Below are 13,745 nucleotides of genomic sequence, written 5' to 3' on the forward strand. Positions count from 1 at the left end.
CGCGGGGCGTTCACCTCGAGTCTCGGCGGACACCAATCTACGGTTGAATGACCAGCAAGAACACCAACCAGGGCGGGGAATCTCGGCAGTGGAGGCATTATGACCGAATCATCCGGTCCTGTGCCGCCCCTTCCGGACGGATTTCTCGACGGGGCGATCGCGGCCGCCATCATCCCCGCGTTCGTCACCGGGGCCTGGGAGGACGGGATGCCCGTCCTGTGGATCAACGAGGCGTTCGCTCGCGAGTCCGGGATCGGGGTCAACGACCTCGCCGTCCTGGGCACGCACCCGCTCCTGGAGCTCGTCGACGACGATGCGGAGCGCGAGCGGAGCCAGGCCGACCTGCGCGCCGGGCGGCCCACCACGCGCATGGTGAGCGGCCGGCTCATGGACGGCCGGGCCACCTGGTGGCAGATCACGATGTCGCCCGTGCCGGGGGAGCGCGGCCCGGCGGAGCGCTGGTTCGGCACCGCCACGGACGTGTCGACGCACGTCGAGCGGCAGGCCAACCAGCTCGCCTCCCTCGAGGTGGAGCGGCGCGAGCGCGCGGACCTCGACCTCATCGCGCAGACCACGGAGCTGCTGGGCGACCTGGAGTACCCGTACGCGCTGCGCGACATCGCCGACCTGCTGCGGGCCCTCGTGCCCTGGGCGGGCTTCTACGTCAACGACGACGGGCTCGTCTTCGCCGACGGCGTCGACGTCGCATCCCCGCCGAGCGGCCGGGGACGTCGGCACGCGCGCTACGTCCCCGAGCTAGCCGGCGACGCCCCCGGGGAACGGCCGGACCCGCCCGCGGACGGCGACGCCCGCGAGCCCGTCCGGGACGAGGTGCAGGACCTGCTCGAGGGCGTCGTCGAGGGGCCCGTGATGCTCCGGCTCGGCGCGGGCTTCCCGGCGCACTCCGCGTCCGGCTGGCTGCGCCGCGACCTGCTACGCCGCGTCGTGGAGGAGACGGGGGCGCTGCCCCGCGCCGTCGTCGTGCACGCCGTCGCGGGCCGTCGCCGCGTGCTGGGGCTGCTCGCGACCTGGCACGGCGTGGGCGTGGCCGCCGACGGGACCGTCACCGAGGAGGCCTTGCCCGGGCCGGGCGAGCCGCAGCACGTGCACACCGTGATCGAGGTGGTGGCGCGACGGGCCGGCACCGCCATCGACAACGCGCGCCTGTACGCGCGCGAGCACCGCCTCGCCGAGGCGTTGCAGCGCGCGATGCTGCCCGAGCAGGCCGACGTCTCCGGCCTGGACGTGTGGACCTACTACGCGCCGAACGCCGAGCACGCCCAGGTGGGCGGCGACTGGTACGACGTGCTGCAGATCAACGACGGCACCGTCGGGCTCGTGGTCGGCGACGTCGTCGGGCACGACGTCGAGGCCGCGGCCGCGATGGGCCAGCTGCGGTCCGTCGTGCGGTCCTACGCGTTCGAGCTCGCGACGCCGGGGATCGTCGTGGACCGGGTGGACCAGCTCGTCACGGGGATGCGGATCCCGCGGTCGGCGTCGATGGTCTACGCCACCCTCAGACACCAGCAGGACGGCGACGCCTGGACGGTGCAGTACACGCGCGCCGGCCACCTGCCGCCGCTGCTGCTGCGCGACGGCAAGGTCACCCAGCTCGCGGGCGGGGCCGGCTCCCTGGTGGGCTTCGGGTCGAAGCCGCGCACCACCGGGCAGGCCGAGCTGCGGCGCGGCGACGTGCTCCTCTTCTACACGGACGGTCTCATCGAGCGCCGCGACCGGTCGCTCAAGGTCGGGCTCGACGCCCTCGTCGAGACGTCGGGCCGCATCACCGCCCGCGACGCCGCTGGGGTGGGGGAGGAGCTGCTCTCCCGGCTCGCCGACGCCCCCGAGGACGACGTCGCGCTCGTCGTGGTGCGCGTGCCCGACCCGGTCGCCGACGCGCAGGTGCAACCGCTCAGCCCGCGGTCGCGGCGGTGGCTGCTGCCCAGCGAGCCGGCGTCCATCGGCCGGGCCCGGCACGCCGTGCTGCGCACCTGCCAGGCCTGGGGGCTCCCGGAGTCCGCGTCGGCCGAGCTGGTGGTGTCCGAGCTCGTCGCGAACGGCGTGCTGCACGGCTGGGGCAACATCGCGCTGCGCCTCTTCGACACCGGCGACGGGCTGCGGATCGAGGTGGAGGACTCCAACCCCGCCCCGCCCGTCACGACCGACGGCCACCCGAACCGCGTCGGCGGGTTCGGCATGCAGATCGTCGAGCGGCTCGCCGACTGGGGCTGGCGGCCCGCCGGCTCCGGCAAGCTCGTGTGGGCCAAGCTGCACGCGGACGCCGTCGCGCCCCGCTGACCTCCCTTCCAGCGTGCCGGAGGGCGGTCTCGGCTCAGTCGCGCAGCGCGCGGACCTCCTCCGGGGAGGTGCCGGAGTCGCGCAGGAACTGGGCGCAGCGCTCCGCCTCGTCGGTCTCGCCGATCTGCGCGGCCGCCTCGGCCAGCGCGGCCAGCGCGCGCAGGAAGCCCTGGTTGGGCACGTGGTCGGCGGGGATCGGGCCCTGCCCGCGCCAGCCCGCGCGCCGCAGCGCGTCGAGGCCGCGGTGGTAGCCCGTGCGCGCGTACGCGTACGCCGTCACGGACCGGGCGGCGGTCGGCTCGGCGCCCGCGGCGTCGAGCGTGCTCTCGGCCAGCACCGCCCAGGCGAGGGACGACGCGGGGTGGTCGGCGGCCAGCCGGGCCGGGTCCTCCCCGGTGTCGAGGCCCTCGCGCACCTGGGGGTGGTCGTCGGGCAGACGGGTCGGGGGCGGGCCGGCGAGCAGGTCGCGCGCGGAGGAGGTCATGGGCCCATTCTGGCGCGCTCCTCGGGCGGGTCCACAGATCGGCGCCTCGGGCGTCGCGCGCGGCCGGTCGCGGGTACGCTCGCTCCATGATCGAGATCGCGACGTCCTCGACGACGACGACGCTCGTGATCGCCGGTGACCTCGACCTCGCGGAGCGCGACCAGTTCCCGGAGATCGCCACCCGGGTGGTCGGGCTGCGGCGGCAGCTGCTGGTGATCGACATGTGCCGCGTCACGTTCATGGACTCGACCGGGGCCGCCTTCCTCATCTCCCTCGCCGACGCCGGGCGCAAGCGCGGCGGCGCCACGGTGCTGCGCGGCGCGGACGAGCGCGACCTGTTCGTGCTGGAGGTGTGCGGGGCCCTCGACCTGTTCCGCATCGACCGCGACCACCGCTGCGAGTCCGCGCCCGCGCCGTCGACCCCCGCGACGCACCACCCCGCGGGCTGAGCGCGCCGGACCGGCGTGCAGGTCACGGGCGGGTAAACTCGGGCGCGGCCCGGCCCAGGACGGCCCGCCTCCGCAGGTGACGCGGGTGCACACGCCGGGTCTCGTCGACGCGAGGAGATTTCATGCCAGCCGTGGTGCTCGTCGGTGCCCAGTGGGGCGATGAGGGCAAGGGGAAGGCCACGGACCTGCTCGGGTCCCGGGTCGACTACGTCGTGAAGTTCAACGGCGGCAACAACGCGGGTCACACCGTCGTCATCGGCGACGAGAAGTACGCGCTGCACCTGCTGCCCTCCGGCATCCTGTCGCCCGGCGTCGTCCCCGTCATCGGCAACGGCGTCGTCGTCGACATCGACGTGCTGTTCGAGGAGCTCGACGACCTCATCGCGCGGGGCGTGGACGTCTCCCGCCTGCTGGTCTCGAGCCAGGCGCACGTGATCGCCGGCTACCACCGCACGCTCGACAAGGTCACCGAGCGCTTCCTCGGCAAGCGCCGCATCGGCACCACGGGCCGGGGCATCGGCCCGGCGTACGCGGACAAGATCAACCGCGTCGGCATCCGCATCGCCGACCTGTTCGACCCCAAGATCCTGCGGGAGAAGGTCGAGGGCTCCCTCGACCAGAAGAACCACCTGCTGGTGAAGGTCTACAACCGCCGCGCCGTCGACATCGACGAGACGGTCGACGAGCTGCTCGCGCACGCCGAGCGGCTGCAGCCGATGGTCGCGAACACGCCGCTGGTGCTCAACCAGGCGCTCGACGCGGGCAAGAACGTGCTGTTCGAGGCCGGCCAGGCCACCATGCTCGACATCGACCACGGCACGTACCCGTTCGTCACGTCGTCGAGCGCGACCGCCGGCGGCGCGGTGACAGGCTCGGGCATCGGGCCCACCCGCGTGGACTCCGTCATCGGCGTCATCAAGGCGTACACGACGCGCGTCGGCGAGGGCCCGTTCCCCACCGAGCTGTTCGACGACATGGGCGAGTACCTGCTCAAGACCGGCGGCGAGTACGGCGTCACGACCGGCCGCGCGCGCCGCTGCGGCTGGTACGACTCGGTCATCGCGCGCTACGCGTCGCGCATCAACGGCCTCACGGACCTCGTGGTGACCAAGCTGGACGTGCTCACCGGCCTGGAGAAGGTGCCGGTCTGCGTGGCCTACGACGTGGACGGCACCCGCTACGACGAGATGCCCGACGACCAGTCGGCGTTCCACCACGCGAAGCCCATCTACGAGGAGATGCCGGGCTGGTGGGAGGACATCTCGCACGCCCGCACCATCGAGGACCTGCCCGCGAACGCGCAGGCGTACCTCGCGCGCCTGGAGGAGCTGTCCGGCTGCCGCATCTCCGCGGTGGGCGTCGGCCCGCGCCGCGACGAGATCATCCCGGTGCACGACCTGATCCACGCCCGGGCATGACCGCGACCGGCCAGGTCGTCGACGCGCTCGCCCCCACGGGCGTGCTGCGCGCGGTGATCAACCTCGGCAACCCGGTGCTGGCGCAGGGCACCCGCGAGGACCCGTCCGGGGTGACCGTCGACCTGGCCCGCGAGCTGGCCCGACGGCTCGGCGTCGAGGGCGTGCTGGAGTGCGTCGACGCCGCCCGGCACTCGTTCGCGGCGGTCGCCGACGGCCGGGCCGACATCGGCTTCCTCGCCGTCGAGCCGGAGCGCGCCGAGCAGGTGGCGTTCACCGCCCCGTACGTGCTCATCGAGGGCGTGTACGCCGTGCCGGAGGGCTCGCCGGTGCGGACCGCGGACGACGTCGACCGGCCGGGCGTGCGGGTCGGGGTGAAGCGGGGCTCGGCGTACGACCTGTACCTCACGCGCACCCTGCAGCACGCGGAGGTGGTGCGCGGCGTGGAGGGCACCGCGGTCTTCGAGGACCAAGGGCTGGACGTGGCCGCCGGCATCCGCCAGCCGCTCACCCGGTACGTCGCCGAGCACCCCGGGCTGCGCGTCGTCGAGCCGCGGTTCACCGAGATCCGGCAGGCCGTCGCCACCGGCCGCGACCGTGACCCCGTCGCCGTGGCCTGGCTGCGCGACGCCGTCGCGGAGCTGACCGCGGACGGCTTCGTCGCGGAGGCCCTCGCCCGCTCCGGTCAGGACGCGACCGTCCCGTCGCCCGGGGACGCCTGACCCCGGCCGCGCTCAGGCACCTCGGGCACCTGGTCGGCCCACACCTCGACGAGCTCGTGCAGCAGGCCGTCGGCGCCCGTGGTGCCGAACGACGCCACGTGGTAGACCTCGTCGCTCTCGTCCGTCGCGTCGCTCACGCGGGCGCGCAGGACGCCGCGGTCGCCGCCGTCCACGACGTCCTCGTGCTCGAACCGCCACGAGCCCGGGTAGTCGCGGTTGAGGCGGACGAACGACTCCCTGTCGAACTCCTCGCCCGTGTGCACGTAGCGGGCCCGGAAGTCCGGCGCGAGCAGGGCGGACAGGCCGTCCCAGTCCTGCGTGTCGATCCGGTCGGACAGGGCGAGCAAGAGCTGAGCGGCGGTGGTCATGGCGTCAGCATGGCGGTCGCCACCGACGCCGGTCGCGCGCGCCTCCTACACTGGTCGCCCGTGAAGATCCTCGTCGTCGGGACCGGTGCCCGCGAGCACGCCATCGTCCACGCCCTCGCCGGTGAGTCCGCCGACGGCGCGGCGCCCGCGCACGAGCTGCACGCCGCGCCCGGCAACCCGGGCATGGCCGCGCAGGCCGCGCTGCACCCGGTGGACGCGAACGACGGGCGGGCCGTCGCCGCCCTCGCCCGGACGCTCGGCGTCGACCTGGTCGTCGTCGGGCCCGAGGCACCCCTGGTGGCGGGCGTCGCCGACGCGGTCCGCGAGGCCGGCATCCCCGTCTTCGGCCCGTCGGCCGAGGCCGCGCGGCTCGAGGGGTCGAAGGCGTTCGCGAAGGACGTCATGGCCGCCGCGGCCGTCCCCACGGCGATGGCCCACGTGTGCACCACCGTGGAGCAGGTCGCCGACGCGCTCGACGCCTTCGGCGCCCCCTACGTCGTCAAGGACGACGGGCTCGCCGCCGGCAAGGGTGTCGTCGTGACGTCGGACCGGGACGCCGCCCTCGCGCACGCCCGTGAGGCGCTCGACGCGCGCGGCGACGACGGCACCGTGGTGGTCGAGGAGTACCTCGACGGCCCGGAGGTCTCGCTGTTCTGCCTGTGCGACGGCGCCACGGTCGTACCGATGGTGCCGGCGCAGGACTTCAAGCGCGTGGGCGACGACGACGCCGGCCCCAACACCGGCGGCATGGGCGCCTACACGCCGCTCGACTGGGCGCCCTCCGGCCTGGTGGCCGAGGTGGTGGACCGCATCGCCCAGCCCACCGTGGACGAGATGGCCCGCCGCGGCACCCCGTTCTCCGGCGTCCTCTACGTGGGGCTGGCGCTGACGTCGCGCGGCACCCGCGTGGTCGAGTTCAACGCCCGCTTCGGCGACCCGGAGATCCAGGCCGTGCTCGCCCGGCTGCGCACCCCGCTGTCCGGCGTGCTGCTCGCCGCCGCCACCGGCCGCCTCGACGGCATCGAGCCGCTGCGCTGGTCTAAGGACGCGGTGGTGAACGTCGTCGTCGCCTCCCAGGGCTACCCCGAGTCCCCGCGCAAGGGCGACCCGATCACCGGGATCGACGACGCCGAGGCGCTGGACGGCGTGCACGTGCTGCACGCCGGCACCGCCGTCGTCGACGGCGCGCTGGTGTCCGCCGGCGGGCGCGTGCTGTCCGTCGTCGGCCGGGGCGCGGACCTCGCCGCCGCGCGGGCGGCGTCGTACGCCGGGGTCGAGAAGATCGCGCTCGACGGCTCGCACCACCGCAGCGACATCGCGCTGAAGGCCGAGCGCGGCGAGGTCACCGTTCCCTGACGGCCGGTCAGCGCCCGGGCGCCCCCGGGAACCAGCCGAACGTGCCGCCGCCGGCGAGGCCGTCGTCGTCGCCCTCGACGTCGTCGATGCCCATGTCGCGCTGGAAGGCCGCGAGGAAGGGGGCGAGGTCCACGGGCGGGACGGCGGTGCCGTCGTCGGGCGACATGCTGGAACACTAGGGGGCGTGACCGACATGCGCGACGCTGACCAGCCCGACGCCTTCGCCGGGGGACCGCTCGACCTGCCGGGGTGGCGCCACGTCTACTCCGGCAAGGTGCGCGACCTGTACGAGCCGGACCTGCCGGCCCTGGGCGGCGTGCACCCGCTGGGCGACGTCGTCCTCGTGGTCGCGTCGGACCGCCTCTCGGCGCACGACCACGTGCTCACCCCCGGCATCCCCGACAAGGGCGTCGTGCTCACCCAGCTCAGCCTGTGGTGGTTCGAGCAGCTCGCGGACGTGGTGGACAACCACGTCGTGTCCACGGAGGCGAGCGCCGAGCCCGGCGACGGCCTCGTGCCCGACGTCGTCGCCGGCCGCGCGATGATCTGCCGCCGGCTCGAGATGTTCCCCGTCGAGTGCGTGGCCCGCGGCTACCTCACCGGCTCCGGCCTGGCCGAGTACCGCGCGTCCGGCGAGGTCACCGGCATCCCGCTGCCGGCCGGCCTGGTCGACGGGTCGCGCCTGCCGGAGCCGATCTTCACCCCCGCCACCAAGGCCGAGGTGGGGGAGCACGACGAGAACGTGCCGTTCGAGGAGGTGGCGCGCCGGATCGGCGACGACGCCGCCGCGCGGCTGCGGGACCTCACGCTCGCGGTCTACGCCCGTGCCGAGGAGATCGCGCGCGAGCGCGGCGTGATCCTCGCCGACACCAAGCTGGAGTTCGGCGTCGACCCGGCGACCGGCTCCGTGCTGCTGGGCGACGAGGTGCTCACCCCCGACTCGTCGCGGTTCTGGCCCGCCGACGAGTGGGAGCCGGGCCACGCCCAGCCGAGCTTCGACAAGCAGGTCGTGCGCGACTGGCTGACGTCTCCGGCGTCGGGCTGGGACCGGTCGTCGGACGTGCCGCCGCCCGCGCTGCCCGCCGACGTCGTCGAGCGCACCCGCGACCGGTACCTCGAGGCGTACGAGCGGCTGACGGGGGCGCCGCTGCGCTGAGCGGGCGCCAGGTCGGGGGCGACAGGAGCGGCGCCCGCCACGCGCAGCGGCACCGGCGTCACATGCCGGAGAACGCGACGCTGCCGGTGAGCGGTGTGCCGTCGCCGTTCTCGACGACGCACACCAGCTCGCGGTCGCCGAGCGCCCAGGTGGCCTCGTTCGGCGCGACGTACCACATCGTCAGGCTCGAGGACTCGATGTCGGACCCGACGTACACCGTGAAGGTGCGGGGGCACAGCTCGCCGAAGGTCTCCTCGATCGCCTCGTCACCCGGGAAGGTGTCGCCCTCCAGGTCGTGGGTGCCGATCACCTCCGAGGTGTGCGACCCCTCGCAGTCCGCGGGGGTGGTCTCGCTCAGGTCGACGGCGTCGGCGGGGAGGTCGAAGCAGTCGCCCTCGCCGTACCCGAAGCTCGTGCCCTCCGCGAGCCCCTCCTGGAAGCTCTCGGTGAAGGCGGACCTGGCATCGTCGTTGGTGGCCACCATGACCACGAGCCCGACGACCACCGCCCAGGCGATCGTGCTCAGGGCGCCCAGGACGATGCCCGCGATCGCGAGGCCGCGGCCGGTTCGGGCCGGGTCCTTCGTCCGCACGACACCGGCGATGCCGAGCCCCAGCGGGACCAGCGCCAGGCCGAGGATCCCGGTGACGAGCGCCGCGATCGACACGCCGTCGGTCTTGCGGGGCGGGGTGTACGCGTACGGCGGCTGGGCGCCGTACCGCGACGTCGCCGCCTCGGCGTACGGGGTGGCGCCCTGCGGTGCCGGCTGCCCGTACGGCGCGTGCGGGGCGTACGGTTCCGTCGCGCCACCGGCGTCGGGGGTCGAGTAGGGGTCGGGGACGCTGCCGCCGGAGGGCGGGGAGGTGGGTGCGGACATGCTTCCTCTGGTCGGTGCGATGGGTCGGTTGCGATGGGGATGACGCGGCGTCGCCGTCGGCGCCGTCGTCCGGCCGCGCTCCGCGGCGTCCGAAGGCTAGCGCGCCGGGCGGTAGACTCGTCGCGGAATCCCGCCGTCGTGCTCCCGCCCCCACGCGCGCGCCTCCGCGGCGCCGTCCGTGCCGGGACCCCGGAGCCGCGGCCGCTGGACCACCCGGCCAGCTACCGGTCACGATCCAAGGAGCACCCGTGGGACGCGTCGTCGTCGAGGTCATGCCCAAGCCCGAGATCCTGGACCCCCAGGGCAAGGCCGTCGTCGGGGCGCTGCCCCGCCTCGGCTTCACCCAGTTCAGCGGGGTGCGCCAGGGCAAGCGGTTCGAGCTCGAGGTGGACGGCGACGTCACGCCCGAGGTGCTCGCCGCCGCGCAGCAGGCCGCCGAGACGCTGCTGTCGAACCCGGTCATCGAGGACGTCGTGCGCGTCGCGGACGCCGCGACCGACGCCGCCGGGACGATCACCGCCGAGGGCGTGGCCTGATGACCGCGGGCACCCTCGCCTCGGCGCGGATCGGCGTCGTCACCTTCCCCGGCACCCTCGACGACCGGGACGCCTCCCGCGCGGTGCGGCTCGCGGGCGGGGAGCCGGTGTCGCTGTGGCACGCCGACGGCGACCTCCAGGGCGTCGACGCCGTCGTCCTGCCGGGCGGCTTCTCGTACGGCGACTACCTGCGCGCCGGCGCCATCTCGCGCTTCGCGCCCGCCATGGACGCCCTGGTGGACGCCGCGAAGGGCGGCATGCCCGTGCTCGGCATCTGCAACGGCTTCCAGGTGCTCACCGAGGCCCACCTGTTGCCCGGCTCCATGGTGAAGAACGACCACCTGCACTTCGTGTGCCGCGAGCAGGTGCTGTCGGTCGAGAACACGTCGACGGCGTGGACCAACCAGTACCGGCCCGGTCAGCACATCACCATCCCGCTGAAGAACCAGGACGGCCAGTTCGTGGCCGACGACCGCACCCTCGACGAGCTCGAGGGCGAGGGGCGCGTCGTGTTCCGCTACCAGGGCTGGAACCCGAACGGCTCGCGCCGGGACATCGCGGGGATCACGAACGCGCGCGGCAACGTGGTCGGCCTCATGCCGCACCCGGAGCACGCCGTCGAGGCCGGGTTCGGCCCGGACGGCGCGGCTGGCCCGCGCTCCGGCACGGACGGGCTCGGCTTCTTCACGTCGGTGCTGGCCTCGCTCGTCTCGGCATGACCGCGACCACCACCCTCCCGTCGACCGTCGGGCCGGAGGGTCTGACGGTCGACGCCGTGGCGTGGGACGACCCCGACGCCGCCGCCCTGCGTGCCGCGCAGGAGGCCGAGATGGCGGTGCGGTACGGCGGGGACGACGAGGCTCCGGCCATCGACCCGCGGTCGATCGTCGTCACCCTCGTCGCCCGGCTGGACGGCCGGCCCGTCGGCACCGCCGCCGTGCGCGACGTGTCAGGGACGGACGACCGGCGCGGGCGGGGCACCGCGCACCCGGCGGCGACCGGCGAGGTCAAGCGCCTGTACGTGGACGGCGACGTCCGCGGGCGCGGCGTCGCCCGCCGGCTCATGGGCGAGCTGGAGCGCGCCGCACGCCAGGTCGGCTTCCGCCGGTTCGTGCTCGAGACCGGCACCGCGCAGCCCGAGGCGATCGCGCTGTACGAGGCCATCGGCTACGAGCCGATCGAGTCGTTCGGCGACCACGCCGGGTTCGAGCAGCAGCGCTGCTACGGCAAGCGGCTCTGACTCAGCCGGCGTTCGCCGACCACGCGGGCAGCTGCTGCAGCGTCCAGGAGTTGCCGTCCGGGTCGGCGAACGTGACGAACCGCCCCCAGGGCCGGTCGTCCACGCCGTCGGCCTCGACGCCCACGTTCCGCAGGTGCGCCAGCGCCTCGTCCGCGTCGGGCACCACCACCTGGATCGCGTCCAGCTGCCCCGGCTGCAGCGTGCCGCCCAGGCCCGTGCCGAACGCGATGGAGCACGCCGAGCCCGGCGGCGTCATCTGGACGAACCGCAGGTCGTCGTTCACCTGCTGGTCGTGGTCGGGGTGGAAGCCGACGCGTTCGTAGAACTCCTTCGCCCGGTCCACGTCGCTCACGGGCACGTGGATCAGCTCGATCTTCCAGTCCATGCTGTGCTCCTCGGGTGGGTCCTGCCCTGCGTGGGTCATGCCTGGTCGAGCAGCGGCCGCACCTCGCGGCCGAGCAGCTCGACGAAGCCGGCGAGGTCGGGCTCGTCCGCCGTGGGCTGCACCGCGACGGCCGAGGCCCCCGCGGCCGCGAGGCGGAGCACGGCGTCGGCGATGGCGCGGGCGTCGCCGGCCGCGCCGATGCCGCGCCCGGCCTCCGCGCCCCACAGCGGGAGCTCGGCGTCGAGCCGTGCCTGCGCGCCGTCGCCCGTCGCGGCGATGAGCGTGGCGTACACCCCCGGCACCGGGCGGCCCGCGTCCCGGGCGGCGGCGCCGGCCGTCTCCGCGGCCGCGCGCACGTCGTCGGGCGTGAGCGCGTTGGCGAGGATGACCCCGTCGCCCAGCTCGCCCGCCAGCGCGAGCGAGCGCGGCCCGACGCCGCCGAGCAGCAGCGGAACCCGCGGCGCGGGCCAGTCGAGGCGGACGCGGTCGAGGGTCACGTAGCGGCCCGACGTCGTCACCTCGTCGCCGGCGAGCAGGGCGCGCAGCGCCTCGGTGTGCTCCCGCAGCAGCGTGAGGGGCGACTTGGCGCGCACCCCGGCCTGGTCCATCCACGCCTGCACGCCGTGGCCGACCGCGGGTACGAACCGACCTGGGAACATGCGCGCGACGGTGGCGACCTCCATGGCCGTGACCGCCGTGCTGCGCAGCGGCGCGGGCATGAGGCCGATCCCGACGCGGACCCGCTCGGTCCACGCCAGCGCCGCCGCGGCCGACGCGACGCCGCTCTGCTTGAAGCAGTCCTCCCACACCCACAGGTCGTCGAGGCCGGCGGCTTCGACCGCGGTGGCGAGGGACCGCAGCGACTCGGGCGGCATCGTCGGGACGAACGCGACGCCGAGGCGGACGGCGGGGCGGGCTTCAGGGGCAGGAGTGACCGTCATCACGCCATCGTGCCGCGGGACACCGACACCCGCCCGCATCGGGTCAGGCCGGCTCGTCGGCCAGGTACGCGAGCTGCGCGACGACGGACTGCCGCGCCGCGCGGCGCACCGACGGGTCGACGTCGGCGTACACGTGCGCCACGACGGCGTCGGCCGCCGAGGCGTCGCCGGCGGAGCGGCCGAGCCCGGCCAGGGCCTCTCGGACCTGTGACAGGCGCTCCAGGCGGTGGGCCCGATAGGCGCGCACGGCGACGCCCAGGTCGTCGATCGCCGGGCCGTGCCCGGGCAGGCCGACGTGTCGGTCTCCCAGGCGCTCCAGCAGATCGAGGCTGGCGAGGTAGTCGCGCAGCGACCCGTCCGGCTCGGCGATGACCGTGGTGCCCTGCCCGAGCACCGTGTCGCCCGTGAGCACGACCGTCTCGCCCGACCCCGCGCCGTCCGGCACCGTCACGACGAACGACACCGAGTCGGCGGTGTGCCCCGGCGTCGCGAGGACGTCGACCCGCAGGCCGGCCGCGTCGATCGTCTCGCCGCCGCGCAGCGGCTCGCCGCCGTGGCAGTGCACCGGGTCGGCGGCGCGCACCGGGGCGCCGGTGAGCGCGTGCAGACGGGCCGACCCGGCCGTGTGGTCCGCGTGCCGGTGCGTGACCAGCACCAGCTCCACCGGCCCAGCGTCGGCCAGGGTGGCGAGGTGCCGCTCGTCGTCCGGGCCGGGGTCCACGACCACGCACGACGACGAGCCCGACGCGCGGAGCACGTACGAGCGCGTGCCGTCCAGCGTCATCGGGCCGGGGTTGTCCGCGCGCACCACGGCGACGGACGGACGGGGTGCGGTCATCGGACGTGCCGGATGGGGCCCCGGTACGCGGCGACCAGGGCATCGCTGGTGAGCAACGTCGAGCCCGTCGTGATCGCCTGCGCGACGAGGAGCCGATCGAAGGGGTCCTTGTGGAGGGGTGGTAGATCGCTCGCCGCTGCGGCCTGGTCCCCCGTCACCGCCAGCTCGAGGAATCCCAGTCGGAGCGTCGTCGTCCGTGCCAGATGCGCGTTGAGATCGAAGTCCGGCCGGCCACGTGCCGACTTGATGCCGATCTCCCAGATGTTGACCGCGCTGAACCAGATTTCGGCGTCCGGGTCGGCGAGAATCTCGGCTGCCGCGTCCGGGAGCCGCTCCGGATATCCGAGCGTCCACACGAGGATGTTGGTGTCCAGGAGGTACCTCATCGCTGCGACGAGCCCGTCTGATCGTCTTCCGAACCCTCGAACATCGCGATGATCTCGTCCTGCGCCCAGTGGTCGAAGTCGTCGGGCATCGTGAACTGGCCGCGAAGTGCTCCGAGCTCGCGCCGCGGCTTGGGCGTCGCTTCGACGCCCACGACTCGAGCGACCGGCTTTCCCGCGCGGGCGATCGTGAACTCCTCGCCCGCCTCGACCTCGGCGAGGATCTTGGACAGGTGGGTCTTCGCCTCGTGGACGTTGACCGTCTTCATCGCGCCTCCTGGACCAATGGGACTAAGT

At 74.5% G+C, this 13,745-nt stretch carries 18 protein-coding genes; 9 read left to right on the top strand and 9 right to left on the bottom strand.

Translation table 11 applies throughout. The annotated features are described in order from the left end of the window. The first annotated feature begins 99 nt into the window (after positions 1-99). The gene (locus tag ACQP60_RS18335) at positions 100-2,298 is read left to right on the top strand and encodes an ATP-binding SpoIIE family protein phosphatase (protein WP_429735550.1); all 2,199 of its coding nucleotides are present in this window, start codon (positions 100-102) and stop codon (positions 2,296-2,298) included. Positions 2,299-2,332: 34 nt separating this feature from the next. On the opposite strand, the gene ACQP60_RS18340 is transcribed toward ACQP60_RS18335, so the two are convergent. Further along, positions 2,333-2,782 carry a DUF3151 domain-containing protein gene (locus tag ACQP60_RS18340; protein ID WP_429735552.1) on the bottom strand — a complete coding sequence of 150 codons (450 nt, stop codon included), beginning with the start codon at positions 2,780-2,782 and terminating at the stop codon, positions 2,333-2,335. Positions 2,783-2,868: 86 nt separating this feature from the next. Here ACQP60_RS18340 and ACQP60_RS18345 point away from each other — a divergent pair, with 86 nt between their 5' ends. The 3 genes from ACQP60_RS18345 (at position 2,869) to ACQP60_RS18355 (ending at position 5,368) form a co-directional block, all read left to right on the top strand. Continuing rightward, the gene (locus ACQP60_RS18345; protein WP_429735554.1) at positions 2,869-3,231 is read left to right on the top strand and encodes an STAS domain-containing protein; all 363 of its coding nucleotides are present in this window, start codon (positions 2,869-2,871) and stop codon (positions 3,229-3,231) included. Positions 3,232-3,353: 122 nt separating this feature from the next. Then, complete coding sequence (locus ACQP60_RS18350) at positions 3,354-4,649, top strand: adenylosuccinate synthase (RefSeq protein ID WP_429735556.1); 1,296 nt, start codon at positions 3,354-3,356, stop codon at positions 4,647-4,649. After that, positions 4,646-5,368 carry a transporter substrate-binding domain-containing protein gene (locus ACQP60_RS18355; protein WP_429735558.1) on the top strand — a complete coding sequence of 241 codons (723 nt, stop codon included), beginning with the start codon at positions 4,646-4,648 and terminating at the stop codon, positions 5,366-5,368. Before ACQP60_RS18350 ends, ACQP60_RS18355 begins: the two co-directional genes overlap by 4 nt. Here the strand turns inward: ACQP60_RS18355 and ACQP60_RS18360 are convergent. After that, positions 5,332-5,736, bottom strand: coding sequence for a nuclear transport factor 2 family protein (locus ACQP60_RS18360; RefSeq protein WP_429735560.1), 405 nt, complete (start codon positions 5,734-5,736; stop codon positions 5,332-5,334). The two genes, ACQP60_RS18355 and ACQP60_RS18360, sit on opposite strands and share 37 nt — an antisense overlap. A gap of 60 nt (positions 5,737-5,796) precedes the next feature. Between ACQP60_RS18360 and purD the strand changes: the two genes are divergently transcribed. Continuing rightward, the gene (gene purD / locus ACQP60_RS18365) at positions 5,797-7,092 is read left to right on the top strand and encodes a phosphoribosylamine--glycine ligase (protein ID WP_429735562.1); all 1,296 of its coding nucleotides are present in this window, start codon (positions 5,797-5,799) and stop codon (positions 7,090-7,092) included. Positions 7,093-7,099: 7 nt separating this feature from the next. Here the strand turns inward: purD and ACQP60_RS18370 are convergent, their stop codons facing one another. Further along, positions 7,100-7,258, bottom strand: coding sequence for a hypothetical protein (locus ACQP60_RS18370; protein ID WP_429735564.1), 159 nt, complete (start codon positions 7,256-7,258; stop codon positions 7,100-7,102). A 27-nt stretch (positions 7,259-7,285) separates the two neighbouring features. Here ACQP60_RS18370 and ACQP60_RS18375 point away from each other — a divergent pair, with 27 nt between their 5' ends. Then, on the top strand, positions 7,286-8,248 hold the full coding sequence (locus ACQP60_RS18375) for a phosphoribosylaminoimidazolesuccinocarboxamide synthase (protein WP_429735842.1): 963 nt from the start codon (positions 7,286-7,288) through the stop codon (positions 8,246-8,248). 58 nt (positions 8,249-8,306) lie between these two features. Here ACQP60_RS18375 and ACQP60_RS18380 read toward each other — a convergent pair whose 3' ends face one another. After that, a complete protein-coding gene (locus tag ACQP60_RS18380; protein WP_429735566.1) occupies positions 8,307-9,125 on the bottom strand; it encodes a DUF4190 domain-containing protein in 819 nt (272 codons plus the stop codon). 248 nt (positions 9,126-9,373) lie between these two features. Between ACQP60_RS18380 and purS the strand changes: the two genes are divergently transcribed. Genes purS through ACQP60_RS18395 form a run of 3 tightly spaced genes read left to right on the top strand, consistent with a single transcriptional unit; the run spans position 9,374 to position 10,901 of the window. Then, positions 9,374-9,661 carry a phosphoribosylformylglycinamidine synthase subunit PurS gene (purS, locus tag ACQP60_RS18385; protein WP_079575850.1) on the top strand — a complete coding sequence of 96 codons (288 nt, stop codon included), beginning with the start codon at positions 9,374-9,376 and terminating at the stop codon, positions 9,659-9,661. Further along, on the top strand, positions 9,661-10,380 hold the full coding sequence (gene purQ / locus ACQP60_RS18390) for a phosphoribosylformylglycinamidine synthase subunit PurQ (protein ID WP_429735569.1): 720 nt from the start codon (positions 9,661-9,663) through the stop codon (positions 10,378-10,380). Before purS ends, purQ begins: the two co-directional genes overlap by 1 nt. Then, positions 10,377-10,901, top strand: coding sequence for a GNAT family N-acetyltransferase (locus ACQP60_RS18395; RefSeq protein ID WP_429735571.1), 525 nt, complete (start codon positions 10,377-10,379; stop codon positions 10,899-10,901). Before purQ ends, ACQP60_RS18395 begins: the two co-directional genes overlap by 4 nt. 1 nt (position 10,902) lies before the next feature. On the opposite strand, the gene ACQP60_RS18400 is transcribed toward ACQP60_RS18395, so the two are convergent. Genes ACQP60_RS18400 through ACQP60_RS18420 form a run of 5 tightly spaced genes read right to left on the bottom strand, consistent with a single transcriptional unit; the run spans position 10,903 to position 13,717 of the window. After that, positions 10,903-11,286, bottom strand: a complete 384-nt coding sequence (locus tag ACQP60_RS18400) for a VOC family protein (protein WP_429735573.1) — start codon at positions 11,284-11,286, stop codon at positions 10,903-10,905. Positions 11,287-11,321: 35 nt separating this feature from the next. Then, the gene (locus ACQP60_RS18405; RefSeq protein WP_429735575.1) at positions 11,322-12,227 is read right to left on the bottom strand and encodes an LLM class flavin-dependent oxidoreductase; all 906 of its coding nucleotides are present in this window, start codon (positions 12,225-12,227) and stop codon (positions 11,322-11,324) included. Positions 12,228-12,270: 43 nt separating this feature from the next. Further along, entirely contained in the window at positions 12,271-13,065 is a 795-nt protein-coding gene (locus tag ACQP60_RS18410; RefSeq protein ID WP_429735577.1) for an MBL fold metallo-hydrolase, read from the bottom strand. After that, entirely contained in the window at positions 13,062-13,451 is a 390-nt protein-coding gene (locus tag ACQP60_RS18415) for a type II toxin-antitoxin system VapC family toxin (protein ID WP_429735579.1), read from the bottom strand. The genes ACQP60_RS18410 and ACQP60_RS18415 overlap by 4 nt, the downstream gene beginning before the upstream one ends. Beyond that, complete coding sequence (locus ACQP60_RS18420) at positions 13,448-13,717, bottom strand: type II toxin-antitoxin system Phd/YefM family antitoxin (RefSeq protein ID WP_429735581.1); 270 nt, start codon at positions 13,715-13,717, stop codon at positions 13,448-13,450. The genes ACQP60_RS18415 and ACQP60_RS18420 overlap by 4 nt, the downstream gene beginning before the upstream one ends. Positions 13,718-13,745: the final 28 nt, after the last annotated feature.

The organism is Isoptericola variabilis (assembly GCF_050311655.1).
GTDB classification, from domain to species: Bacteria; Actinomycetota; Actinomycetes; order Actinomycetales; family Cellulomonadaceae; genus Isoptericola; species Isoptericola variabilis.

Excerpts from the sequence above, each read along its gene's own strand:
- ACQP60_RS18335 (WP_429735550.1), top strand. The coding sequence starts at position 100 with ATGACCGAATCATCCGGTCCTGTGCCGCCCCTTCCGGACGGATTTCTC.
- ACQP60_RS18340 (WP_429735552.1), bottom strand. The coding sequence starts at position 2,782 with ATGACCTCCTCCGCGCGCGACCTGCTCGCCGGCCCGCCCCCGACCCGT.
- ACQP60_RS18345 (WP_429735554.1), top strand. The coding sequence starts at position 2,869 with ATGATCGAGATCGCGACGTCCTCGACGACGACGACGCTCGTGATCGCC.
- ACQP60_RS18350 (WP_429735556.1), top strand. The coding sequence starts at position 3,354 with ATGCCAGCCGTGGTGCTCGTCGGTGCCCAGTGGGGCGATGAGGGCAAG.
- ACQP60_RS18355 (WP_429735558.1), top strand. The coding sequence starts at position 4,646 with ATGACCGCGACCGGCCAGGTCGTCGACGCGCTCGCCCCCACGGGCGTG.
- ACQP60_RS18360 (WP_429735560.1), bottom strand. The coding sequence starts at position 5,736 with ATGACCACCGCCGCTCAGCTCTTGCTCGCCCTGTCCGACCGGATCGAC.
- ACQP60_RS18370 (WP_429735564.1), bottom strand. The coding sequence starts at position 7,258 with ATGTCGCCCGACGACGGCACCGCCGTCCCGCCCGTGGACCTCGCCCCC.
- ACQP60_RS18375 (WP_429735842.1), top strand. The coding sequence starts at position 7,286 with ATGCGCGACGCTGACCAGCCCGACGCCTTCGCCGGGGGACCGCTCGAC.
- ACQP60_RS18380 (WP_429735566.1), bottom strand. The coding sequence starts at position 9,125 with ATGTCCGCACCCACCTCCCCGCCCTCCGGCGGCAGCGTCCCCGACCCC.
- purQ (WP_429735569.1), top strand. The coding sequence starts at position 9,661 with ATGACCGCGGGCACCCTCGCCTCGGCGCGGATCGGCGTCGTCACCTTC.
- ACQP60_RS18395 (WP_429735571.1), top strand. The coding sequence starts at position 10,377 with ATGACCGCGACCACCACCCTCCCGTCGACCGTCGGGCCGGAGGGTCTG.
- ACQP60_RS18400 (WP_429735573.1), bottom strand. The coding sequence starts at position 11,286 with ATGGACTGGAAGATCGAGCTGATCCACGTGCCCGTGAGCGACGTGGAC.
- ACQP60_RS18405 (WP_429735575.1), bottom strand. The coding sequence starts at position 12,227 with ATGACGGTCACTCCTGCCCCTGAAGCCCGCCCCGCCGTCCGCCTCGGC.
- ACQP60_RS18410 (WP_429735577.1), bottom strand. The coding sequence starts at position 13,065 with ATGACCGCACCCCGTCCGTCCGTCGCCGTGGTGCGCGCGGACAACCCC.
- ACQP60_RS18415 (WP_429735579.1), bottom strand. The coding sequence starts at position 13,451 with ATGAGGTACCTCCTGGACACCAACATCCTCGTGTGGACGCTCGGATAT.
- ACQP60_RS18420 (WP_429735581.1), bottom strand. The coding sequence starts at position 13,717 with ATGAAGACGGTCAACGTCCACGAGGCGAAGACCCACCTGTCCAAGATC.